This is a genomic window from Brevundimonas sp. (genome assembly GCF_004210735.1).
Classification (GTDB): Bacteria; Pseudomonadota; Alphaproteobacteria; order Caulobacterales; family Caulobacteraceae; genus Brevundimonas.
The window spans coordinates 24,404-45,427 of sequence record NZ_SDZL01000003.1; the positions used below are offsets into that span (position 1 = coordinate 24,404).

Below are 21,024 nucleotides of genomic sequence, written 5' to 3' on the forward strand. Positions count from 1 at the left end.
CATCCGTCTTGCTCCGCAAGCCACCTTCTCCCCCGAGGGGAGAAGGAAATCAGTCCAGCGCCGCGGCGATGCGTGCAGCCAGCGCCTTGAGCTGATCCGTGTCCGCCATCGGCGCATGGCCGTGGCCCTTCATCGGCCGGTCGGTCCAGCGCGGCACGATGTGGAAATGCAGGTGGAAGACGGTCTGCCCGCCCGCCTCGCCGTTGAACTGCATGACGCTCAGCCCCTCGGGCGCCAGCGCCTTCTCAACCGCGCGAGCCGTGCGCTGGACCGCCAGGATCAGGCGCTCCAGCGCCTCGGGCTCGATCTCCAGGATGGTGCGCGCCTGCGAGGTCTTGGACACCACCAACACATGCCCCTCGGACTGGGGAAAGACGTCCATGAAGGCCAGGACCTGATCGTCCTCCCACACCTTCACGCTGGGGATGTCGCCGCGCAGGATCTTGCCGAAGATATTGTCGGGGTCATAGGCGCCGTGAAGGCTCATCGTCGGTCTCCGTGTCGCTGTCGAACCAAATCAGTAGCAGCTGGGGGCGGGGAGCCAAACGCCCACCGGCGCGCTATATGGTCAAGCTGAGGTTTAGCCCGGAGAGGTCGCCATGCTGCGTTTCATCGTTCAGGCCGTGGTCACGGCCATCGGCCTGTGGCTGTCGGCCCAGGTCGTGCCGGGCGTCGATTTCACCAACACCGGCTCGCTGATCGCGGCGGCGGTCATCCTGGGTCTGGTCAACGCCGTCGTGCGGCCGATCATGGTGGTGCTGACCTTCCCGCTGACGCTGGTGACGTTCGGCCTGTTCCTGCTGGTGGTGAACGCGGCGATGATCGGGCTGACGGCGATGGTCCTGGGCGGCTTTGCGGTCGATGGCCTGTGGGCGGGGATCGGCGCGGCCATCGTCACGGGCATCGTCAGCTGGATCGCCGGCTCGATTATTCCCGACGACCGTCGCGCCGAAAGATAATACCCGGATAAATTTGACGCGTTGATTTCATCCGGGTATATCGCGGCTTCAGATCAATGAGGCCGCCATGTCCGACACCGCTCCCACCTGCACTGCCTTCTCCGGCGCCCGACGTCTGGCGACCGGAACCTCGGTCGAGGTCGCGACCGCCGCAAAGGCTGCGCATGACGCTGGTCAGCCGGTGCTGGTTTTCTCCGACGCTGATGCGCGTGCGGTTGAGTTCGACCTGCGCGGCGACCTGTCTGACGTGCTGGCGCGATTGCAGCCTGTCGCGGTCGAGAAGCGCGGGCCGGGCCGCCCCAAACTGGGCGTCGCAGCGCGCGAGGTGACGCTGTTGCCGCGCCACTGGGACTGGCTGGCGTCCCAGCCGGGCGGGGCCTCGGTCACCCTGCGCAAGCTGGTCGAGGGCGCATTGCGCGACGCCCAGGGACCGGACCGCGCGCGTCTGGCCAAGGAGGCGGCCTATCGCTTCATGACCGCCGTCGGCGGCGATCTGCCCGGTTATGAACAGGCGACCCGCGTCCTGTTCGCCGGCGACTGGACCGCCTTTGACGACGCCGTCGCCGACTGGCCCGCCGACGTGCGCGAGCATGCGCAGCGCCTGGCCGGGCCGGGCTGGCGCAATGGCCAGGGGCGGCCCTGATCCTTCTCCCCTCGGGGGAGAAGGTGGGCGCCGGAGGCGCTCGGATGAGGGGGCTCTGTCAGCGGCAGGACGGCAGGCGATGAGCATGGGGCCAACCGCCCCCTCATCCGTCATGCTGCGCAAGCCACCTTCTCCCCCGAGGGGAGAAGGGGATTACTCGGCCTTCTTCTTCGCCGGAGCCTTCTTCGCCGCCGGCTTCTTCGCGGTGGCCTTCTTGGCTGCTGGCTTCTTGGCGGCGGCCGGATTCTTCGCCGCCGCCTTCTTGGCCTTGGGTGCTGCGCCCGCCTTGGCGGCCAGCAGGGGCAGGGCGTCTTCCAGCGTCAGATCCTCGGGCGCCGTGCCCTTGGGCAGGGTGGCGTTGATCTTGCCGGACTTCACATAGGGGCCGAAGCGGCCGGCCATGACGTGGATCGGCTCACCCGTCTCCGGGTGGGCGCCCAGATCCTTCAGCGGGGCGGTGGCTGCGCCACGCCCGGCCCGACCGGCGCGCTTTTCCGCCAGCAGGGCGACGGCGCGGTTCAGGCCGACCTCGAACACCTCGTCGATGTCCGAGACGTTGGCATAGGTCCCGGCGTGCTGGACGAACGGGCCATAGCGGCCCAGGCCCGCCGTAATCGGCTTGCCGTCCTCGGGGTGAACGCCCACCTCGCGGGGCAGGCTCAACAGGCGAACGGCCTGTTCCAGCGTCAGCGTCGCGGGCGACCAACCCTTGGGCAGGGACGAGCGTTTCGGCTTGTCGGCGCCCGGCTCGGCCGCGGTTTCGACATAGGGTCCAAAGCGGCCGATCTTCAGCGCGACCGGCTGGCCGGTCGCCGGATCAACGCCCAGATCACGGTCGGACCCGGCGTCCTCGGCGTTGGCGCCGCCGCCAAAGCCGCGCGTGTAGCGGCATTCGGGATAATTGGAGCAGCCGATGAAGGACGACTTCATCTTGAAGCTGGCCTTCAGATGCAGCCGGCCCGTGCCGCAGACGGGGCAGAGCCGCGGGTCCGACCCGTCAGCCTTGTCCGGGAACAGGAAGGGGCCGATCGCCTCATCCAGTTGATCGATCACGCCCTGGCGCGCCAGCACGGCGTCCGTGGCGGGTTTCAGCTTGGACCAGAAGTCGCGCAGCAGCACCTTCCAGTCCAGCTGCCCCTCGGACACTTCGTCCAGCTGTCCTTCCAGATCGGCCGTGAAGTCATATTCGACCCACTGGGCGAAGAACTCCTCCAGGAAGGCGGTGACCAGCCGGCCGTTGTCCTCGGGATAGAAGCGGTTCTTGTCCATGCGGACGTATTCGCGGTCGCGCAGGGTCGTCAGGATCGAGGCATAGGTCGATGGACGGCCGATCCCCAGCTCTTCCAGCTTCTTGACCAGGGTCGCTTCCGAGAAGCGCGGCGGCGGTTCGGTGAAATGCTGGTCGGTGCGGATGGCCTCGACCCTGGCCTTGGCGCCTTCCTTCAGCGCGGGCAGGCGGCCGCCGTCGTCATCCTCGTCCTCGGACCCTTTCTGCTTTTCGTCGCGGCCTTCTTCATAGGCGGCGATGAAGCCGTCGAAGGCGACGACCTGGCCAGTGGCGCGCAGGCCGGTCTTGCCGTCAGGCGTCTCGATCTCGACCGAGGTGCGGTCCAGACGTGCCGATTCCATCTGCGAGGCGATCATCCGCTTCCAGATCAGTTCATACAGACGCTGCAGGTCGGGATCGATGCGCAGGCTGTCGGGATGGCGCGTCAGATTGGTCGGGCGGATCGCCTCGTGCGCTTCCTGGGCGTTCTTGGCCTTGGTCTTGTAGTAGCGCGGCTCGGCCGGGACATAGGCGGGGCCAAAGCGGTCGGCGATGACCTGACGCGCCTGGGCGATCCCTTCGGGGCTGACGAACAGGCCGTCGGTCCGCATATAGGTGATCAGGCCGCCGGTATCGTCGACGCCTTCATACAGCTTCTGCGCCGCCTGCATGGTGCGCTGGGCGGTGAAGCCCAGCTTGCGCGAGGCTTCCTGTTGAAGGGTCGAGGTGGTGAAGGGCGGGGCGGGGGACCGCCTGGCCGGCTTCTTCTCGACCGACTTGATGGTGAAGTCGCCAGCGTTGATGGCGGCGCGCGCGGCGCCGGCCATGGCTTCCGAGACGATGTCCAGACGCTGGACCCGCTTGCCGTCATGCTTGACCAGCCGCGCGGTGAAAGGGGGGCTGTCGGCGATCAGATCGGCCTCGACCGACCAGTACTCCTGGGCCCTGAACCGTTCGATCTCCAGTTCGCGATCGACGACGATACGCAGGGCGACGGACTGCACCCGTCCGGCCGAGCGAGCGCCCGGCAGCTTGCGCCACAGCACCGGCGACAGGTTGAAACCCACCAGATAGTCCAGCGCGCGCCGCGCCAGATAGGCCTCGACCAGCTCCATATCCAGCTGACGCGGCTGGGCCATGGCCTCCAGCACGGCGGACTTGGTAATGGCGTTGAAGGTGACGCGCTGCACGTCGGTGTCCTTCAGCGCCTTTTTCTTGTTCAGCACCTCTAGCACGTGCCAGCTGATCGCCTCGCCCTCACGGTCGGGGTCGGTGGCCAGGATGACGCGGTCGGCGGCCTTGGCGGCCTCGGCGATCTCGCTCATCCGCTTGGACGCCTTGACGTCGATCTCCCATTGCATGGCGAAATCGTCGTCGGGCAGGACCGATCCGTCCTTTGACGGCAGGTCGCGGATGTGCCCGTACGACGCCAGAACCTTGTAGTCCGGGCCCAGGTATTTGTTGATGGTCTTGGCCTTGGCCGGGCTCTCGACGATGACGAGGTTCATGGGGCGCCGCTTGTTAGGAAGGGGCGCGAACGTGGTTGGCCAGCGGCGCCATGTCAATGAGCCCCGGAACGTCGCGGCTGACCGCAAGCTGTTCACGCCCTGTTGTGCACCTATAGATTGTTATTTATGCTGATGTAACCAGAGCGGGAGCAAGGCATGCCAAACGGCGCGAGTGGACACGAACAGGTTGCGACCCCGACTGACCGGCGGGGCGCCGGAACGCCCCACGCCGACGACTATCCGGTGCGCGAATACATCTGCGCCATGGCGCAGGAACTGGCCCGGATGGCGCGGTGGGATGGCGACGGCGGCCTCGGCGATCTTCTGGACGAGGCCGCGCGCCGGGCCGACAACCCGCCCAAGACCCGCAGCTAGAGCGAGGCCAGGCCGCCCGACAGCAGGGTCGCTCGCCCGGCCAGGCTCAACTCCAGCAGGGCCGCCGCGACCTCGGCCACGGGCCGGTTCAGCGCCCGCGCCAGTTCGTCGCGCGGCGTCGGGGTGGGCGACAGCAGGGCCGCGACCGCCTCGATCAGCGCGTCATCCAGATCGTCGGGCGAGGCGTCGAACACGCTGTCGTCCGCCGGCTCTCGCAGCGTCCTCAGGGTCGAGAAGGCCCGCTCCACATCCTCCAACCCCTCGCACAGGATCGCGCCCTGCCGCAGCAGGTCGTTCGGCCCGCGCGAGCGGGGGTCTAGCGGCGATCCCGGCACGGCGAACACATCGCGCCCCTGTTCCGCCGCCAGCCGGGCGGTGATCAGCGAGCCTGAGCGGATCTCGGCCTCGACCACGATCACGCCGCGCGACAGGCCCGATATGATGCGGTTGCGGCGCGGGAAGTCGCGCGCCTGGGCCCGCGCGCCCATCAGATTTTCAGACACGACGCAGCCGCCCTGGGCGATCTGGCGATACAGGTCGGCGTTGTCGGGCGGGTAGATGTCGTCCACCCCGCCGCCCAGCACGGCGACCGTGCCGGTGGGCAGGGCGCCCAGATGCGCCGCCGCATCGACGCCGCGCGCCAGACCCGACACGACCACATGACCCGCCTCGCCCAGTTGCTGGGCCAATCCGCGCGCAATACGCTGGCCACCGGCCGAGGCCACGCGCGCGCCCACCATGGCGATACAGGGCCGCGCCATCAGACTGACGTCCCCCAGCGCCCACAGCACAGGCGGCGGCGGATCCACGGCGGCCAGCGGCGTCGGATAGGCCGCGTCGCCCAGCAGCACCAGATGCGCGCCCGCTTTGTCTCCGGCCGCCAGCTCGGCCTCGATGCGCCCCGCATCCGCCAGCGAATAGCCGGCCCCGCCGCCGCGCCGCACCAGGTCGGGCAAGGCCTCGACCGCGCGCACGCCCGTGCCGAACCGTTGCAACAGCTGGGAAAAGGCGACCGGGCCGATCCGGTCGGTGCGGGCCAGCCGAAGCCGGGCGAAACGCTCGGCGTCGGACAGGGGGGTCAAGCCTTCCTGGCCCCGATGCGCGGCTCCTGGCCCTTCAGCAGCCGGGCGATGTTCTCATGGTGCCGGATATAGATCAGCACGGCGGTGAACACGCTCAACACGAAGATCGGCGCGGGGGCGGGCAGGGCCAGCGCCGCCAGCGGCAGCAGGGCATAGAAGGGCGTCGCGGCCGATGCGACCAGCGCCCCCAGCGACGAAATCCGGAACAGCAGGGCGGTCAGCAACCAGGTCGCCGCCGCCAGCAGGCCCAGCGGCCAGCACGCGGCCAGGATCAGGCCAAAGAAGGTCGCCACCCCCTTGCCGCCCTTGAACCCCAGCCAGACGGGGAACAGGTGACCCAGAAAGGCCGCGCCGCCGGCGATGGCGCCCGCGACTTCACTATTGAACAAATACCGGGCGATCAGCAGCGCCGCCGCGCCCTTGCCGGCGTCCAGCAGCAGGGTGGCCAGCGCCAGATCCTTGCGGCCGGTGCGCAGGACGTTGGTCGCCCCGATATTGCCAGAGCCGATATTGCGCACGTCCCCGGCGCCCGCTGCGCGGGTCAGGATCACGCCGAAAGGGATCGAGCCGAGCAGATAGCCCCCGACGGCGACCAGTCCCAGCGTGCCGAGCGCTGGCGCGACCAGATCCTGCACGTGATTCGCTCCCCTAGCGTTGATCGTGGACGATGCGTCCGCCGACGACCGTGAGCAAGACCCTGCCTTGCAGACGCCGCCCGTCGAAGGGCGAGTTCTTGGACTTGGACTTCAGCGTCGCCGCATCGATGACCACGGGGGCGTTCGGATCGAACAGGATCAGGTCCGCCGGGGCGTCCATCGCCAGCACCCCCGCATCCAGCCCCAGCAGGCCTGCCGGCCCCTGCGTCAGGGGGCGCAGCACGTCCAGCAGGTCCAGCCCGTGTTCGTGATGCAACGTCGTCAGGGCGGCGGGCAGCAGGGTCTCCAGACCCACGGCGCCGGGCGCCGCCTCGGCGAAGGGGCGGCGCTTGTTCTCGGCCGGTTCGGGGCAGTGGGCCGAGGTGATGACGTCGATCAGCCCCTCGCGCACCGCCTCGATCAGCGCCTGCCGGTCGGCCTCGGACCGCAGCGGTGGGTCCAGCCGGTAGAAGGTGCGATAGTCGCCGATGTCGATCTCGTTGAAGCACAGATGGTTGATCGAGGTTGAGGCCGCGACCTCCAGCCCCTTGCCCCGCGCCCGCGCCAGCGTGTCCAGCGCGCCCTCGGTCGAGATCTGATCGACCAGGAAGCGCGCGCCGGTCTGTTCGACCAGGGCCAGGTCGCGTTCCAGCTGGATACGCTCGGCGATGGCCGGGGCGGCGGGCAAACCCAGTCGCGTGGCCAGTTCGCCGCCGGTCGCCACCGCGCCGTCAGACAGCCACGGATCGGCCGGACGGCAGGCGATCAGGGCGTTGAAGGCGGCAGCATAGCTCATCACCCGCTGCAGGGTGCGGCTGTTGGCGATGACCCGGTCGCCGTCGGTGAAATACAGGGCGCCCGCCTCATGCATCAGGCCGATCTCGGCCATGCGCTGGCCGTCGCGGCCTTGCGTCGCCGCGCCCGCCGCACGGACGTTGACCAGATCCAGCGCCGCGCCGCGCCGCTGGATGTGGTCGATCAGGGCGGGATCATCGATGGCCGGATCGGTGTCCGGCTGGACCACGATGGTGGTGACGCCGCCCGCCGCCGCCGACAGGCTGGCCGACTTCAGCGTCTCCTTGGGTTCGTTCCCCGGCTCGCCGGTCTTGACCCGGATGTCGATCAGGCCCGGCGCCAGGCACAGGCCCTGCGCGTCGATGACCGTCACGCCCTCGGGCCGGGCTGTGGCCTGACCGCGAATGACCTGGGTGATGCGGCCATCCTGCACCAGCACCGCGCCGGGGCCGTCATAGTCGGTCGCCGGGTCCAGCAGGCGGGCGTTGATGATGGCTAGAGCGGCGGTCATGCGGCGCCTCCCGCGCGGCGGTAGGCCAGGGACGCCAGCACGGCCATGCGCGCGGCGACCCCCATCTCGACCTGATCCTGGATCAGCGACACCGACAGGTCGTCGGCCACGTCGGAATCGATCTCGACCCCCCGGTTCATCGGACCGGGGTGCATCACCTTGGCGCCGGGTTTGGCCCAGGCCAGCTTTTCGCGATCCAGACCCCAGAAGCGGAAATATTCGCGCGTCGACGGGACCAGCGCGCCGGTCATCCGCTCCAGCTGAAGGCGCAGCATCATCACCACATCAACGCCTTGCAGGCCTTCCTTCATGTCATGGAAAACCTCGCAGCCCCAGCGGTCGGCGTCGCCCGGCACCAGCGTCGGCGGCCCGATCAGGCGCACCCGCGCGCCCATCATCGACAGCAGCGCCACGTTCGAACGCGCCACCCGGCTGTGAGCCACGTCGCCGCAGATGGCGACCGTCAGGCTGGTCACATCGCCGAACGCGCGGCGCAGCGACAGCATGTCCAGCAGCGCCTGGGTCGGATGCTCATGCCGGCCGTCACCGGCGTTCACTACCGCACAGCCGACCTTTTGCGACAGCAGATCCACCGCGCCCGACGCGCCGTGCCGGACCACCAGGATTTCCGGCTTCATCGCGTTCAGCGTCACCGCCGTGTCGATCAGCGTCTCGCCCTTGGCGACGGACGAGGCGGACACCGGCATGGTCACCACGTCCGCGCCCAGCCGCTTGGCCGCGATCTCGAACGAGGAGCTGGTGCGGGTCGAGTTCTCGAAGAACAGGTTCACGACCGTCTGGCCGCGCATCAGGTCGACGCCCTTGGCCGACTGGCGGTTGAAGTCGACGAAGGCGTCGGCCAAGTCCAGAAGTTGCGGCGTGAACCAGGGGTTCAGATCCCCCGCCGACAGAAAGTGATCCTGCGGGAACGGGACCAGCCGCTCCTCAATGATTTCGGTGACGGGGGCGGCATGTGTCATCGAGACGCCGCTATAGGCGTGATTCAGGCCAGATGGAACACCGCCAGCACCACGGGGATGCCGATGGCCGAAAAGACGGTCGTCAGGGCCACGATTCCGGCCATCAGCGGCGCGTCCCCGCCCATTTGCCGCGCCAGGATATAGCTGGCCGCCGCGCCCGGCGCCGCGCCGCACAGCAGGGCGATGCCCTGGGCCGTCTGGTCGCCGCCGTACAGCAGGCACAGCCCCCACATCAGCGGCGGCGTGATCACCAGCTTGACGAAGGTCACGACGCCGATGGTCACGCGCTTGCGCGCCACCTCGCGGAAGCTCAGCCCGGCGCCCGCCACGATCAGGCCCAGCGGCAGGGCGCTGGCGCCCAGCAACTCCAGCGTTTCCGAAATCCCCGGCAGTCGCGGCACATGCAGCAGGTTCAGCGCCAGCCCGATCAGACAGGCCAGCAGGATCGGGTTCGACAGGATCGCCCGCGCCAGCGCCAGCGGCGAGGTCGACCGCTCGTCCGCTCCCCATTTGGCCAGCACGATGACGCACAGGATGTTGGTCGCCGGGATCATGGCCGCGATCACCACCGCCGCCAGCGCCAGCCCTTCGGGCCCATAGGTCGCCTGGATCACCGGCAGGAAGACAAAGCTGTTCCAGCGGGTCACGCCCTGGAACACGCTGGTGTAGGCCGGCCCGTCGATCGTCATAAGCGGCTTCAGCGCCAGGGTGATCGCCGCGATGATCAGCACCGTCGTCACGGCCGCCGCGCCCGCCGCACCGGCGCCCCCGCCCGAGATGTCGGCGTTCCAGATCGCCGGGATCAGGAAGCCGGGATACAGCACATGGATGGCCAGCTTCTCGACCGGCCGCCACGTCGCATCGGGCAGGAAGCCGGACGCTTTCAACCCGTAACCGATTACGATCAGGGCGAAGACGGGCAGAACGCCCGCGACGATGGCCAGCATTCAGTCCCTCAAACGGTCCAGCGCGCCCTGCAGGATCCAGGCGGCGGCGGTGCGGTCCACCACCCCGGCGCGGCGCTTGCGGCTCAGGTCCAGCTCGTCGATCAGAAACCGCTCGACCGCACTGGTCGACAGCCGCTCGTCCTGGAAGGCGACATTGACCGGTCGGATGCGGTCCAGATTGCGGGCGAAGGCGCGGCACGACTGGGCGCGCGGTCCTTCGGATCCGTCCATGTTCATCGGCAAGCCGATGATCAGCGCCGAGATGTTACGCCCGTTCATGATCCGGAACAGGCTCTCGGCGTCTTGCGTGAACTTTGTTTTGCGGATCAACTCCAGCGGGCTGGCGATCATCCGGCTGGTGTCCGAGACGGCCACGCCGATCGTGTTCTCGCCGATATCCAGCCCCAGCCAGGCGGTGTTCGGCGGGCAGGCGGCGGGAAGGTCGATCAGGTCGAGGACGGGCACCGGCTGCGGTTACGGCCGCCACGTAGCGAAGTCAAAGGGATGGTGGGGTTGATGATGCGTTCGATGCTGTTTCTGGCGATCCTTGTGGGGGCCTCGGCCTGCGATCAACTGGCCGCGCCCGTCCGGAAATCGCCCCTGCCGCCGGTGGCCGCGCCGAACATTCCCCGACCGCTGACGGCGAGCGGCGCGCCCGTCACCCTGTCGCCCGCAGCCGCCAACAGGCAGGAAGCCGCCTCGGTCACCGAGGTGGTGGTGCTGCGTGGTCAGGGCGACACCACCATCAAACTGTTCGGTCTGGCGGGCGGCGACCCCGCCATGAACGGCCTGCACACCTATCTGGCGGTCTTCATCGATCCGGCCCAGGGCTGGCGCGTGTTCCAGATCGGCGACTTCCTGTCGTTCCGGGTCGTGGCCAGCTCGCCGGGTCGCGTCGATCTGGAGGTGCGTGAAAGCACTCACAACCCTGACACGGGCGTGATCGGTCAGGCGACGCGCCGGATGATCGTCGGCTTCGCGCGGGGGCCGCAGGGCGAACCGCCCGCGACGATCACCGTCACCCCCGCGCGATAAGTCGCATCTTCTTGTGAAACCGGGCTCGCGGGGCTAATCCCGGCGCCTGATCCTGTCACGTTTGGAGGGCCGCATGGCCATCGACGCCGCGACGGTGCGCAAGGTCGCGCATCTCGCCCGCATCAAGACCCCCGAAGACCGCCTGGAGCCGCTGGCCCAGGAACTGAACGGCATCCTGAATTGGATCGAGCAGTTGAACGAGGTCGACATCCAGGGCGTCGAGCCGATGACCTCGAACGTCGCCCAGCCGATGCGCCTGCGCGACGACGTCGTCACCGACGGCGCCAAGGTGGACGCGATCCTGTCGAACGCGCCGAAGTCGGCTGACGGCTTCTTCGTCGTGCCCAAGGTGGTCGAGTAAGCCATGACCGATCTGACCAAGCTGACGCTGTCCGACGCCGTTGACGGCCTGAAGGCGAAAACCTTCTCGTCCCAGGAAATCACCCAGGCCTTCCTGACCAACATCGCCGCCGCCAATCCGACCCTGAACGCCTATGTCGAGGTGACAGGGGACAAGGCCCTGCAACAGGCCCGCGCCTCTGACGCCAAACTGGCCAAGGGCGAGGGCGGGGCGCTGGAAGGCGCGCCGCTGGGCATCAAGGACCTGTTCTGCACCGAGGGGGTCCAGACGACCGCCGGCTCCAACATGCTGCGCGGCTTCGTTCCGCCCTATGAATCGACCGTCACCGCCAATCTGTGGCGCGACGGGGCGGTCATGCTGGGCAAGCTGAACATGGACGAGTTCGCCATGGGCTCGTCGAACGAGACCAGCGCCTTCGGCCCCGTGGTGAACCCGTGGAAGTCCAACGCCTCGAACGCCGACCTGACCCCCGGCGGCTCGTCCGGCGGTTCGGCCTCGGCCGTCGCCGCCGACCTGTGCCTGGCCGCGACCGCGTCCGACACCGGCGGCTCGATCCGCCAGCCCGCCGCCTTCACCGGCACCGTGGGGATCAAGCCGACCTATGGCCGCGCCAGCCGCTTCGGCATGGTCGCCTTCGCCAGCTCGCTGGACCAGGCCGGACCGATCACCAGGACGGTCAAGGACGCCGCCCTGCTGCTGAACTCCATGTGCTCCTACGACGCCAAGGATGCGACCAGCCTGGACGTCCCGACGCCCGACTGGACCCGCTCGGTCGGCCAGTCGGTCAAGGGCCTGCGCATCGGCGTGCCCGCCGAATACGTCATCGACGGCATGCCGGCCGAGATTCAGGCCCTGTGGGACCAGGGTGTCCAGTGGCTCAAGGCCGCCGGCTGCGAGATCGTCGAGATCAGCCTGCCGCACACCAAATACGCCCTGCCGACCTATTACATCGTGGCCCCGGCCGAGGCGTCGTCGAACCTGGCCCGCTATGACGGCATGCGTTTCGGCCACCGCGCCGAACAGTTCACCTCGCTGGACGACCTGTACGCCACCTCGCGCGCCGAGGGCTTCGGCAAGGAGGTTCAGCGTCGCCTGACCATCGGCGCCTATGTGCTGTCGGCCGGCTTCTACGACGCCTATTATATGCGGGCGCTCAAGGTCCGCCGCCGCATCGCCGAGGATTTCGACAACGTCTGGGGCCGGGTGGACGCGATCCTGACGCCCTCGACCCCGTCGGCCGCCTTCGCCATCGGCGACAAGCAGATCGACCCGGTGACGATGTATCTGAACGACATCTTCACCGTGACGACCAACCTGGCGGGCCTGCCCGGAATCTCGGTCCCTGCGGGCCTGGACGCCAACGGCCTGCCCCTGGGCCTTCAGGTCATCGGCAAGGCCCTGGACGAAGCGACCGTCTTCCAGGTCGCCGGCGCGCTGGAAGACGCGGCGGGGTTCACGGCCAAGCCTGAGAAGTGGTGGTGATTTCCTGAACCCTCTCCCAGCGGGAGAGGGAGGGACCCGCGCGAAGCGGGGGAGGGTGAGGGGTTACGCCGTTGGCCGATGATACGCGGACAGAACGAGCACGAACCCTTCGCCAGCGCCAAACCTGGGCCGAGGATAGGTTGTGGCAGGCCATTCGCGGCGGACGTCTCGATGGCCTGAAATTCCGGCGACAGTATCCGCTGGGGCGCTATTTCGCGGACTTCGCCTGCGAAAAGGCCCGGCTGGTCATCGAACTGGATGGCGGGATACATGAGGATGACGACCAGGCCAGCCATGACCTGATCCGTCAGAACGAGATCGAGGCGCGCGGCTGGTTTGTGCTGCGATTTTTGAATGAGGAGGTCGAGACCGACCTTCAACGTGTGCTGGATGCTGTACGGGCTCAGGCCCATATGGCCGACGGCGTAACCCCTCACCCTCCCATCGACTTTGTCGATGGGGCCCTCCCTCTCCCGCTGGGAGAGGGCTAAAGATGACGACATGACCGACACTGCAACGAACTCGAAACTCATCCAGGGCCGCACGGGCGCCTGGGAAATCGTCATGGGGCTGGAAATCCACGCCCAGGTGGCGTCGAAGGCCAAGCTGTTCTCCGGCGCCGCCGTCGGCTTCGGCGCGGGGCCGAACGAGCAGGTGTCGCTGGTGGATGCAGGCTTCCCCGGCATGCTGCCCACGCTGAACAAACACTGCGTCGAACAGGCGGTGAAGACCGGCCTGGGCCTGAAGGCGCAGATCAACACGCGCAGCCAGTTCGACCGCAAGAACTACTTCTATCCCGACCTGCCCACCGGCTATCAGATCAGCCAGCTGTATCACCCGATCGTCGGTGAAGGCGTGGTCGAGGTCGAGGCCGAGGACGGCAGCTTCTTCAACGTCGGGATCGAGCGCCTGCACCTGGAACAGGACGCGGGCAAGCTGATCCACGACCTGTCGCCGACCGAAAGCTATGTCGATCTGAACCGCGCGGGCACGGCCCTGATGGAGATCGTCTCGCGTCCCGACATCCGCTCGCCGGAAGAGGCGGTCGCCTACGTCAAGAAGATCCGGACTATCCTGGTCTATCTGGGCACCTGCGACGGCGACATGGAAAAGGGCAATCTGCGCGCCGACGTGAACGTGTCGGTCTGCCGCGCCGGGAACTATGAGAAGTTCAAGGCCACCGGCGACTTCAGCTATCTGGGCACGCGCTGCGAGATCAAGAACGTCAACTCGTTCCGCTTCATCAGCCAGGCGATCCAGTACGAGGCGCGGCGCCAGATCGAGATCCTGGAAGACGGCGGTTCGATCACGCAGGAAACCCGCCTGTACGATCCCACGGCCGGCGAAACCCGCTCCATGCGCTCCAAGGAAGAGGCGCAGGACTATCGCTACTTCCCCGACCCCGACCTGCTGCCGCTGGAGATCGAGCAGGCCTGGATCGACGACATCAAAGCCAACCTGCCCGAACTGCCGGACGAGAAGCGCCGTCGCCTGATGGCCGACTATGGCCTGTCGCAATACGACGCGGTGGTCCTGATCTCGGAACAGGCCAAGGCGGATTATTTCGAGGCCGCCGCGAAAGGTCGCGACGCCAAGCTGGTGTCCAACTGGGTCACGAACGAGTTGTCGGCGCGCCTGGCCACCGACGGTCGGGACTTCAGCGACAACCCGCTGCCCGCCGCCCACGTCGCCCAGCTGGTCGAACTGATCGAGACGAACGTCATCTCGTCCAAGATCGCCAAGGAAGTCTTCGACCACGTCTGGAACGGCGAAGGCAGCCCCGCCGAGGTTGTGGAGAAGCACGGCCTGAAACAGGTCACCGACACCGGCGCCATCGAAAAGGCCGTGGACGAGATCATCGCCGCCAACCCTGACAAGGCCGCCGCCGTCGCCGAAAAGCCCCAGGCCATCGGCTGGTTCGTCGGCCAGGTCATGAAGGCCACCGGCGGCAAGGCCAACCCGGCCGCCGTCAACGACATCCTGAAAGCTAAGCTGGGGCTATAACCGAACCCTTCTCCCCTCGGGGGAGAAGGTGGCTTGCGGAGCAAGACGGATGAGGGGGCTGTTCGCCGCGCCCTCGACATCAAACCGTTTGCCCGCTGACAGCGCCCCCTCATCCGAGCGCCGCTGGCTCTCACCTTCTCCCCGAGGGGAGAAGGCAGAAGAAAAAAGGCCCTGGCGATCCGGGGCCTTTTCAGTGTTCGACGCCTACCAGCGCCAGGCGTCGTGGATCACGTCTATGATCTGTCCGTCGAACCGGTCGACCAGATAGATGTTGTTGTCGACCATGACCCACATCGTCCCCGCCGGCGGCCACGGCAGGCCCCAGGCGGCGTAGTCGCGGATCTCGTAGCGCCAGAACAGCGAGGGCAGGTAGCTGCCTTCATGGAAGCGCTGGCCCCAATAGCTGCGCGGGACGTTGTAGTAGCCGTAGCCCGGCGCGAAATAGAAGCCGATCCGCACGCCCGACCAGCCGCGGAACCGGTTGTCGTGCCGCCACCAGTCGCCACGGTTGTGACGACGGCCCCAGTCATTGCGCCACTGGTCGCGGTTCCAGCGATTGCGCCATTCCTGACGGTCGCGGTCGCTGTTGTTCCAGCCGCCACCGGGACGATTGGGCCGATCCGGACGGTCCGGCCGATCGGGTCTGTCGGGGCGATCCGGCCGGTTCGGGCGGCCTTGATCGGGACGCCCCGGCCGATCCGGGCGGTCCGCATCCGGGCGACCTTGTCCCGGCCGATCCGGGCGATTGGGACGACCCTGATCGGGACGACCCGGCCGGTCTGGACGACCGGCGTCGGGTCGACCTTGCCCGGGACGGTCAGAGTTCGGACGCTCGGAACCGGGGCGATCCGGCCGATTCGGCCGCTCCTGACCCGCCGGGCGATCCGGCCGTTGCGGACGGTCGGGCCGATTGGCGCTGTCGGGGCGCGAGGGCGCGGAGGGCCGACCCTCGGGCCGGCCGGGGCGTCCTTCGCGCGGCTGGTCGCCGCGATCGCCGCGTGTTGGGCGACCCTCCTGACGGCCAGGGGCGGCGCCGCCTTCGGACAGCACGGGGCCGGGGCCCCGTCGGGCGTCACGCTCGGCGCGCTGGGCGGCGCGTTGGCCACCGTCCTGCGCCAGAACCGCCAGCGGCGCCGCGGCCGGAACCGCGAAACTGGCCAGGGCGGTGAACACCATCAAGGTGCGTTTCATCGTCGTTATCCTGTACCGCCGGGAAAGGCGGCGTTGTCGGAATAATCAGCCTGGCGCCATGAACGGCGGCTGAACGCGGGTCGGTGGCCGGATGGCGCTTTGGTCATGAAAAAAGCCCCGCAAGACAAGGCTTGCGGGGCTTCTTCTCATAACGGCGCCGGGCTCTAGAACACGCCGTACAGCACGCTGGCGATCAGGCCGGTGGCCACCGCCATCAGCACGATGTCATTGCCCGCATGCACATATCGATAGCCGCGCGGCGCAGGCTGCAGGCCATAGAAATACGGGTCGTTCACATAGTAGCCGCGATAGGCGGCGGGCAGATAACCGCCCCGGCTCCAGCGATAGCCCTGATAGCGCGGCTCGACCCGGTAATAGCCGTGGCCCGGCGCATACCAGTAGCCGCTGCGGGCGCCGCGATAGTCGCGGAACTCAGCACGGCCCCGCCACCAGTCGCGGTTGTTGCGGTCCCAGCGGTCGCTGCGGCGGTCGTTGCGATAGTCGCGACGATCATCCCGGCGTTCGTTGCGCCAGTCGCGGCGATCCTCGCGCCGGTCCTGCCGGTAATCGCGGCGGTCATCGCGGCGATCCTGGCGATGGTCGCGATTGTCATGGCGTCGATCCTGGCGCCATTCGCGGTCGTTGCGGTTCTGGGCCGAGGCGGCCAGAGGCGCCGCCGTCGTGCTCAGCGCCAGGGCGACGATCGCGGCCTTGGTCAGGCGGTTCATCTGTCTGCTCCGTTCAAAGGGGGGTCAGCCAACCCGTCGATGGCGTGACAGTCGGCTTCGGCGCATGAACTGTGGCTGAACGGCGGCGTCAGCCGCTTGCGGGGGTCCTGTCGATGACCCAGATGAGACGACGCCTTCAACAGGGAACCGCCGATGACCCGCCCGATCGAACTCTGGTACTGGCCCACGCCCAATGGCTGGAAGGTCTCGATTGCGCTGGAGGAGATGGGCCTGCCGTATGAGATGAAGCCCGTGAACATCGGCGCGGGCCAGCAGTTCACGCCGGAATTCCAGGCCATCAGTCCCAACGGCCGCATGCCCGCCATCGTCGATCCCGACGGCCCGGACGGCCAGCCCCTGTCGATCTTCGAGAGCGGCGCCATCCTGCAATATCTCGGGAACAAGTCCGGCCGTTTCTATCCCGCCGACATCCGCGCCCGGACCGAGGTGGACCAGTGGCTGTTCTGGCAGGTCGGCGGCCTGGGCCCCATGGCCGGCCAGACCCACCATTTCCGCCAGTATGCCCCCGCCATGATCAAGGATCAGCGCCAGCTGGCCTATGGCGTGGCCCGCTATACCAACGAGGTGAACCGTCTGTACGGCGTGCTGGACCGGCGCCTGGCTGACCGCGACTATGTGGCGGGCGACTATTCCATCGCCGACATGGCCATCTGGCCGTGGATCCTGCCCGCGCTTCAGGGCCAGACCCTGGACGACTTCCCGCATCTGAAGGCCTGGCTGGACCGCGTCGGCGCGCGTCCGGCGGTCGTCAAGGGTCGCGCCCTTGGCGACGACCTGCGCTCGAACCTGGCCGCCAGTGGCAAGGCGGCCGAGGACGCGCGCAGGATGCTGTTCGGTCAACGCGCCCGCTGAACCCCGTTCGTAAACGCGACCTTTCCAGGACGTTCACAGCCCGTGAATTCGGGCTTTGAGCGTTCATTGCATCTTAGCAAAAAAGTCCAGGAACGCCGTTCGCCATTAACTTTAACTTCAAGCGCGGCGCCGTTTCCTGCGTGTCAGAGGGCGGGTCCAGAACGGACCGGCTGGAGGACATGGCTATGATCGCGCAAGAACTGGCGCACGAAGCGACCGAGGACGCGGGAATCCCGCTGCCCACCCCGGACATGGACGGCGACGACCTGTTCCGCCTGGGGCTGATGTATTCGACGGGGCAGGGCGGTTGCCCGGTGGACCGCGTCTCGGCCCACATGATCTTCAACCTGGCGGCTCTGAAAGGTTCGGTCGAGGCGCGCATCTATCGCCGCGAAATGTCGGGCGAGATGGAGCGCGAGGAAATCGCCGAGGCCCAGCGCGCCGCTCGCCAATGGATCGACGCCGGCGTGGTCACCCTGGCGGCTTAAGTCGAGGCGTAGCCGCCGTTGATGGCGTAACTGAACCCGATCGGCAGGGCGTTGCGGAACTGGGTGAAGAAGTTGGCCAGCTCGCCCAGCGTCGTGCGCGGCACGAACAGGATATCGCCCCGTCGCACCGCGATCACCTCGCCTCGGCGCGGCCTCAGGTCCAGCACCCGCAGCATGCGCCGACCGCCCGGCCCGCGCCGGATCAGCGCCACCTGGCCGACCTTGGCCGTGGGCAGATAGCCGCCGGCCATGATGATCGCCTGATAGGCGTCGATATCCCCCTGCATCTCGTACATGCCCGGCGTGCGCACCTCGCCGTCGACCCAGACACGGATCGGCGCGGCCTGGCGCAGCGTCACCTCGACCACCGGCCGGATCAGCTGGCTGGCGTAGGCCTGGCTGCACGCGGCCTCCAGCTCGGCGATGGTGCGGTCCGCCGCCATGATCTGCCCGACCAGCGGCAGGGCGACCCGGCCGTCCGGCCCGATCTTCATCTGCTTCGTCAGCTCGGTTGCGGTGGGCGTGGCGATCTCGATCTCGTCGCCGGGGTACAGGACATATTCCGGCTCTGCGTCGGTCCAGTCGGCGAAGGGGATGTCGGGAAAACCATCGACGGACGCCGCCTCGACACGGCCGGCGCCGCCTGCGCCCGGGCGCGGCATCCGCGCGCCATTGCCCGCACATGCCGACAGGCCCGATCCGAGCGCGGTCAGGGCGAGGGCGGACAGAAACAGGCGGCGGTCGGGAATCATTCGCGGGCGTATCCGGATCACGATGACAGGAAGCTCGCTGCTTATGGGTAATCGTTGGTTAACGCCGCTGGCCCAAGGGTGACGCTGTTCTTCAGCGGACGGATTCGCCCGACCTTCATGCGCTCTGCGGCCTATGTCTCAGCCCGACCGAAATACGGCGTCCTGGACGTCGTCGGCCTGCTGTTCCGCGAGCTGGGGGTGATGGTGCTGATCTTCCTGCTGATCTTCGCGATCGGCGCGGCCGCCGTCCTGACGCTGAAAAAGACCTACACCGCCGGGGCCAGCATCTTCGCCGGCGTGGGCCAGGAATATGTCTATCAGCCCCGCATCGGCACGGCCGAGCGCGGCGCCGTCCCCCAGCAGGGCGAGGTGGTCCAGTCCGAGGCCGCGATCCTGAACAGCCGCGAGGTCAAGCGCCGCACGCTGGAGGCGCTGGGCCCCGCCGCTATCCTGGGCCAGGCGCCGAAATCAGGCGACGGCCAGCAGGCCGCGATGAAGGCCCTGACCGGTGGGATGGAGGTTTCCATCGCCCCGACCAGCCCGGTCATCGGCGTCAGTTACGAAACCGACGACGCCGACCGCGCCGCGCGCGTGCTGAACACCGTCGTGCAACAGTATCTGCTGTACCGGCGCGAGGTCTTCCAGGATCGCACCACCCCCGCCATCCGCGCCCAGAGAGAGGCCTTCCAGGGCGATCTGGACGAGGCGGACAGCGCCTATGAAGCTTTCCTGACCACCAACGACATCGGCGATTTCGCCGCCGCCAAGGCGACCCTGGCCGCCGTCTATCAAACCACCTACGCCGAGCGCCTGTCGGTGCAGGCCCAACTGAACCAGGCCGATCGCCGGCTCCAGACCCTTGTCGCGCAACAGGTCGGCACACCGGCCGAGATCGCCCTGCAGCAGGACCTGAACATCGCCGCCCAGGACCAGATCCTGCAACTGCGGACCGAGCGCGAGCAGCTGCTGTCCCGCTATCAGCCCGACGCCCAGCCGGTGAAGGATATCGAGGCGCGCATCGCCCAGCTGACCACCTATGTCGGCACCGGCTCGGCCGTCGGCGCCAAGGAGGTCCGCACCGGCCCCAACCCCGTCTGGGTCGAGCTGGAGACCACCCGCATCACCACCCAGGCCGAGCGCGATTCCCTGATGGCCCGCCTGGCCGTGCTGGACCGTCAGGTCGTCGATATCCGCGCCCGCCAGGCCCGCCTGACCCAGCTGGAATCCGAGAACGCCAACCTGGCCGGTAATCGCGAGGTGCTGACCGCCTCGATCCGCGAGTTCCAGCAGCGCGAATCGCAAAGCCGCGCCGATAACGCCCTGGTCGCCGCCGGCGCCGACAAGGTGACGGTGATCGAACGCGCCACCCCGCCCATCAGGGGCAAGAGCCTGAAGGCGCCGCTGCTGATCGCGGTCTTCCTGTTCGCCGGCTTCACCGCTCTGTGCGTCGGCCTGATCCGCATCTTCTCCCGTCGCGGTTTCCCGACGCCGCAGGTCGTGAGCCGCACGCTGGATATGCCGGTGCTGGCTGTCGCCCCGATGAAGGCGCACTGATCCCGCCCGTGCTAGCCTGAATGATAACGGGAGCGCGCGACGCGATTCGATGGTCGATCTGACGTCCGAAATGGCCGGACTGTGGGCCGCGCTGGGACCGGCGCCGGCCCATCGCGGTCGTGTGGTCGCCTTCGTCGCCGCCAACACGGGCGAGGGGGTCTCGACCGTCGCGCGTGAATACGCCCGTCTGGCCGCCGTGCGGGCGCGCAAGCCGGTCTGGCTGATCGACGGCGACCTGGCCCAGCAAGGCCAGCTCGAGGCTGTGGCTGCCGAGGCCGACCGCTTCGGCGCGCTCAGCAAGCCTGCCCGCGCCTCTCCCGATGGGTCCGCCTTCTTCGCCGTTACGCCCCCGGTTGTGATCGCCGACGGCCGCCGCGTGCCCGACGCCCGTCTGCTGACGGCCCGCTCGTGCCTGGGCGGGCGTCTGTGGGTCAGTCGCTTCGCGGTCGAACGTCTTCGCTCGGGCCAGCGGGCCGAGGCCCTGCCGGACCCCCGCTACTGGGACGCCCTGCGCAAACACGCCGACACCGTGGTCATCGACGTGCCCGCCGCCGACCGCAACGATATGGCGCTGACGCTGGCGCCCTATGTCGATTTCCTGCTGCTGGTCGTCGCCGCCGACACGACCGAGGCCAATCAGCCCCTGATCCTGCGCGACGAGATCGAGGCCGTGGGCGGCCGCATCGCCGGTGTCGTGGTCAACCGCCAGCGCTGGTCTCCACCCGGCTTCCTGCAACGCCTGACCGGCTGATCGAGCCCGGCTGATGTGATGGCCGACGCCGGAAAGGCGCAGGTTTTCAATAACTGTAGGGTTTCTCGACGCGTTCGGCCCGCCCTGGTCCGCATTTAACGGA

23 protein-coding genes are annotated in these 21,024 nt (G+C 68.0%); 12 read left to right on the plus strand and 11 right to left on the minus strand.

The window, feature by feature from the left end; all coding sequences use genetic code 11:
• Positions 1-49: 49 nt before the first annotated feature.
• On the minus strand, positions 50-487 hold the full coding sequence (locus tag EON91_RS00995) for an HIT family protein (protein WP_292090980.1): 438 nt from the start codon (positions 485-487) through the stop codon (positions 50-52).
• A 112-nt stretch (positions 488-599) separates the two neighbouring features.
• Here EON91_RS00995 and EON91_RS01000 point away from each other — a divergent pair, with 112 nt between their 5' ends.
• Positions 600-959 (plus strand): phage holin family protein, encoded by a 360-nt coding sequence (locus tag EON91_RS01000; protein WP_292090981.1) that lies wholly within the window; start codon positions 600-602, stop codon positions 957-959.
• Between the two features lie 67 nt (positions 960-1,026).
• Positions 1,027-1,602, plus strand: coding sequence for a DUF2239 family protein (locus EON91_RS01005; protein ID WP_292090983.1), 576 nt, complete (start codon positions 1,027-1,029; stop codon positions 1,600-1,602).
• Between the two features lie 153 nt (positions 1,603-1,755).
• Here the strand turns inward: EON91_RS01005 and topA are convergent, their stop codons facing one another.
• Positions 1,756-4,377 (minus strand): type I DNA topoisomerase, encoded by a 2,622-nt coding sequence (gene topA, locus EON91_RS01010; RefSeq protein ID WP_292090985.1) that lies wholly within the window; start codon positions 4,375-4,377, stop codon positions 1,756-1,758.
• A gap of 156 nt (positions 4,378-4,533) precedes the next feature.
• On the opposite strand from topA, the gene EON91_RS01015 reads away from it, so the two are divergent.
• The gene (locus tag EON91_RS01015; RefSeq protein ID WP_292090987.1) at positions 4,534-4,752 is read left to right on the plus strand and encodes a hypothetical protein; all 219 of its coding nucleotides are present in this window, start codon (positions 4,534-4,536) and stop codon (positions 4,750-4,752) included.
• Here EON91_RS01015 and dprA read toward each other — a convergent pair.
• The 6 genes from dprA to ruvX are packed head-to-tail and all read right to left on the minus strand — an operon-like array spanning position 4,749 to position 10,167.
• Complete coding sequence (dprA, locus tag EON91_RS01020; RefSeq protein ID WP_292090988.1) at positions 4,749-5,834, minus strand: DNA-processing protein DprA; 1,086 nt, start codon at positions 5,832-5,834, stop codon at positions 4,749-4,751. The two genes, EON91_RS01015 and dprA, sit on opposite strands and share 4 nt — an antisense overlap.
• Complete coding sequence (gene plsY, locus EON91_RS01025) at positions 5,831-6,469, minus strand: glycerol-3-phosphate 1-O-acyltransferase PlsY (protein ID WP_292090990.1); 639 nt, start codon at positions 6,467-6,469, stop codon at positions 5,831-5,833. Before plsY ends, dprA begins: the two co-directional genes overlap by 4 nt.
• A gap of 13 nt (positions 6,470-6,482) precedes the next feature.
• The gene (pyrC, locus tag EON91_RS01030; protein WP_292090991.1) at positions 6,483-7,775 is read right to left on the minus strand and encodes a dihydroorotase; all 1,293 of its coding nucleotides are present in this window, start codon (positions 7,773-7,775) and stop codon (positions 6,483-6,485) included.
• Positions 7,772-8,755: an aspartate carbamoyltransferase catalytic subunit gene (locus tag EON91_RS01035; RefSeq protein WP_292090992.1), complete on the minus strand. Its 984-nt coding sequence runs from the start codon at positions 8,753-8,755 to the stop codon at positions 7,772-7,774. The genes pyrC and EON91_RS01035 overlap by 4 nt, the downstream gene beginning before the upstream one ends.
• Positions 8,756-8,778: 23 nt before the next feature.
• Positions 8,779-9,702 (minus strand): AEC family transporter, encoded by a 924-nt coding sequence (locus EON91_RS01040; protein ID WP_292090993.1) that lies wholly within the window; start codon positions 9,700-9,702, stop codon positions 8,779-8,781.
• The gene (gene ruvX, locus EON91_RS01045) at positions 9,703-10,167 is read right to left on the minus strand and encodes a Holliday junction resolvase RuvX (protein ID WP_292090994.1); all 465 of its coding nucleotides are present in this window, start codon (positions 10,165-10,167) and stop codon (positions 9,703-9,705) included.
• Between the two features lie 51 nt (positions 10,168-10,218).
• On the opposite strand from ruvX, the gene EON91_RS01050 reads away from it, so the two are divergent.
• The 5 genes from EON91_RS01050 to gatB all read left to right on the plus strand — a co-directional run bounded on the left by EON91_RS01050 (position 10,219) and on the right by gatB (position 14,584).
• Entirely contained in the window at positions 10,219-10,737 is a 519-nt protein-coding gene (locus tag EON91_RS01050) for a hypothetical protein (RefSeq protein ID WP_292090996.1), read from the plus strand.
• Positions 10,738-10,810: 73 nt separating this feature from the next.
• The gene (gene gatC / locus EON91_RS01055; protein ID WP_292090998.1) at positions 10,811-11,098 is read left to right on the plus strand and encodes an Asp-tRNA(Asn)/Glu-tRNA(Gln) amidotransferase subunit GatC; all 288 of its coding nucleotides are present in this window, start codon (positions 10,811-10,813) and stop codon (positions 11,096-11,098) included.
• A gap of 3 nt (positions 11,099-11,101) precedes the next feature.
• Positions 11,102-12,580, plus strand: coding sequence for an Asp-tRNA(Asn)/Glu-tRNA(Gln) amidotransferase subunit GatA (gene gatA, locus EON91_RS01060; protein WP_292091000.1), 1,479 nt, complete (start codon positions 11,102-11,104; stop codon positions 12,578-12,580).
• A gap of 71 nt (positions 12,581-12,651) precedes the next feature.
• The gene (locus EON91_RS01065; protein WP_292091001.1) at positions 12,652-13,071 is read left to right on the plus strand and encodes a DUF559 domain-containing protein; all 420 of its coding nucleotides are present in this window, start codon (positions 12,652-12,654) and stop codon (positions 13,069-13,071) included.
• Positions 13,072-13,081: 10 nt separating this feature from the next.
• A complete protein-coding gene (gatB, locus tag EON91_RS01070) occupies positions 13,082-14,584 on the plus strand; it encodes an Asp-tRNA(Asn)/Glu-tRNA(Gln) amidotransferase subunit GatB (RefSeq protein ID WP_292091002.1) in 1,503 nt (500 codons plus the stop codon).
• A gap of 204 nt (positions 14,585-14,788) precedes the next feature.
• Here the strand turns inward: gatB and EON91_RS01075 are convergent, their stop codons facing one another.
• Both EON91_RS01075 and EON91_RS01080 read right to left on the minus strand, forming a co-directional pair.
• A complete protein-coding gene (locus tag EON91_RS01075) occupies positions 14,789-15,775 on the minus strand; it encodes an RcnB family protein (protein WP_292091003.1) in 987 nt (328 codons plus the stop codon).
• Between the two features lie 164 nt (positions 15,776-15,939).
• Positions 15,940-16,503, minus strand: coding sequence for an RcnB family protein (locus tag EON91_RS01080; RefSeq protein ID WP_292091004.1), 564 nt, complete (start codon positions 16,501-16,503; stop codon positions 15,940-15,942).
• Positions 16,504-16,656: 153 nt separating this feature from the next.
• Here EON91_RS01080 and EON91_RS01085 point away from each other — a divergent pair, with 153 nt between their 5' ends.
• Positions 16,657-17,376 carry a glutathione S-transferase N-terminal domain-containing protein gene (locus EON91_RS01085; protein ID WP_292091005.1) on the plus strand — a complete coding sequence of 240 codons (720 nt, stop codon included), beginning with the start codon at positions 16,657-16,659 and terminating at the stop codon, positions 17,374-17,376.
• A gap of 185 nt (positions 17,377-17,561) precedes the next feature.
• The gene (locus tag EON91_RS01090) at positions 17,562-17,864 is read left to right on the plus strand and encodes a sel1 repeat family protein (RefSeq protein ID WP_292091006.1); all 303 of its coding nucleotides are present in this window, start codon (positions 17,562-17,564) and stop codon (positions 17,862-17,864) included.
• Here EON91_RS01090 and EON91_RS01095 read toward each other — a convergent pair.
• The gene (locus EON91_RS01095; RefSeq protein ID WP_292091007.1) at positions 17,861-18,616 is read right to left on the minus strand and encodes a polysaccharide biosynthesis/export family protein; all 756 of its coding nucleotides are present in this window, start codon (positions 18,614-18,616) and stop codon (positions 17,861-17,863) included. The genes EON91_RS01090 and EON91_RS01095 overlap by 4 nt on opposite strands.
• A 117-nt stretch (positions 18,617-18,733) precedes the next feature.
• Between EON91_RS01095 and EON91_RS01100 the strand changes: the two genes are divergently transcribed.
• Both EON91_RS01100 and EON91_RS01105 read left to right on the plus strand, forming a co-directional pair.
• Positions 18,734-20,170, plus strand: coding sequence for a chain-length determining protein (locus tag EON91_RS01100; RefSeq protein WP_292091008.1), 1,437 nt, complete (start codon positions 18,734-18,736; stop codon positions 20,168-20,170).
• A gap of 49 nt (positions 20,171-20,219) precedes the next feature.
• Positions 20,220-20,921, plus strand: coding sequence for a hfsB (locus EON91_RS01105; RefSeq protein ID WP_292091009.1), 702 nt, complete (start codon positions 20,220-20,222; stop codon positions 20,919-20,921).
• The last annotated feature ends 103 nt before the right edge of the window (positions 20,922-21,024 follow it).

Bases quoted from the DNA above. Each gene is read 5' to 3' on its own strand.
- EON91_RS01080 (WP_292091004.1), bottom strand. From the start codon at position 16,503: ATGAACCGCCTGACCAAGGCCGCGATCGTCGCCCTGGCGCTGAGCACG.
- EON91_RS01040 (WP_292090993.1), bottom strand. From the start codon at position 9,702: ATGCTGGCCATCGTCGCGGGCGTTCTGCCCGTCTTCGCCCTGATCGTA.
- gatB (WP_292091002.1), top strand. From the start codon at position 13,082: ATGACCGACACTGCAACGAACTCGAAACTCATCCAGGGCCGCACGGGC.
- EON91_RS01090 (WP_292091006.1), top strand. From the start codon at position 17,562: ATGATCGCGCAAGAACTGGCGCACGAAGCGACCGAGGACGCGGGAATC.
- topA (WP_292090985.1), bottom strand. From the start codon at position 4,377: ATGAACCTCGTCATCGTCGAGAGCCCGGCCAAGGCCAAGACCATCAAC.
- EON91_RS01000 (WP_292090981.1), top strand. From the start codon at position 600: ATGCTGCGTTTCATCGTTCAGGCCGTGGTCACGGCCATCGGCCTGTGG.
- EON91_RS01015 (WP_292090987.1), top strand. From the start codon at position 4,534: ATGCCAAACGGCGCGAGTGGACACGAACAGGTTGCGACCCCGACTGAC.
- EON91_RS01105 (WP_292091009.1), top strand. From the start codon at position 20,220: ATGGTCGATCTGACGTCCGAAATGGCCGGACTGTGGGCCGCGCTGGGA.
- EON91_RS01050 (WP_292090996.1), top strand. From the start codon at position 10,219: ATGATGCGTTCGATGCTGTTTCTGGCGATCCTTGTGGGGGCCTCGGCC.
- EON91_RS01005 (WP_292090983.1), top strand. From the start codon at position 1,027: ATGTCCGACACCGCTCCCACCTGCACTGCCTTCTCCGGCGCCCGACGT.
- EON91_RS01085 (WP_292091005.1), top strand. From the start codon at position 16,657: ATGACCCGCCCGATCGAACTCTGGTACTGGCCCACGCCCAATGGCTGG.
- pyrC (WP_292090991.1), bottom strand. From the start codon at position 7,775: ATGACCGCCGCTCTAGCCATCATCAACGCCCGCCTGCTGGACCCGGCG.
- EON91_RS01075 (WP_292091003.1), bottom strand. From the start codon at position 15,775: ATGAAACGCACCTTGATGGTGTTCACCGCCCTGGCCAGTTTCGCGGTT.
- EON91_RS01095 (WP_292091007.1), bottom strand. From the start codon at position 18,616: ATGATTCCCGACCGCCGCCTGTTTCTGTCCGCCCTCGCCCTGACCGCG.
- gatC (WP_292090998.1), top strand. From the start codon at position 10,811: ATGGCCATCGACGCCGCGACGGTGCGCAAGGTCGCGCATCTCGCCCGC.
- EON91_RS01035 (WP_292090992.1), bottom strand. From the start codon at position 8,755: ATGACACATGCCGCCCCCGTCACCGAAATCATTGAGGAGCGGCTGGTC.
- gatA (WP_292091000.1), top strand. From the start codon at position 11,102: ATGACCGATCTGACCAAGCTGACGCTGTCCGACGCCGTTGACGGCCTG.
- EON91_RS01100 (WP_292091008.1), top strand. From the start codon at position 18,734: ATGCGCTCTGCGGCCTATGTCTCAGCCCGACCGAAATACGGCGTCCTG.
- EON91_RS00995 (WP_292090980.1), bottom strand. From the start codon at position 487: ATGAGCCTTCACGGCGCCTATGACCCCGACAATATCTTCGGCAAGATC.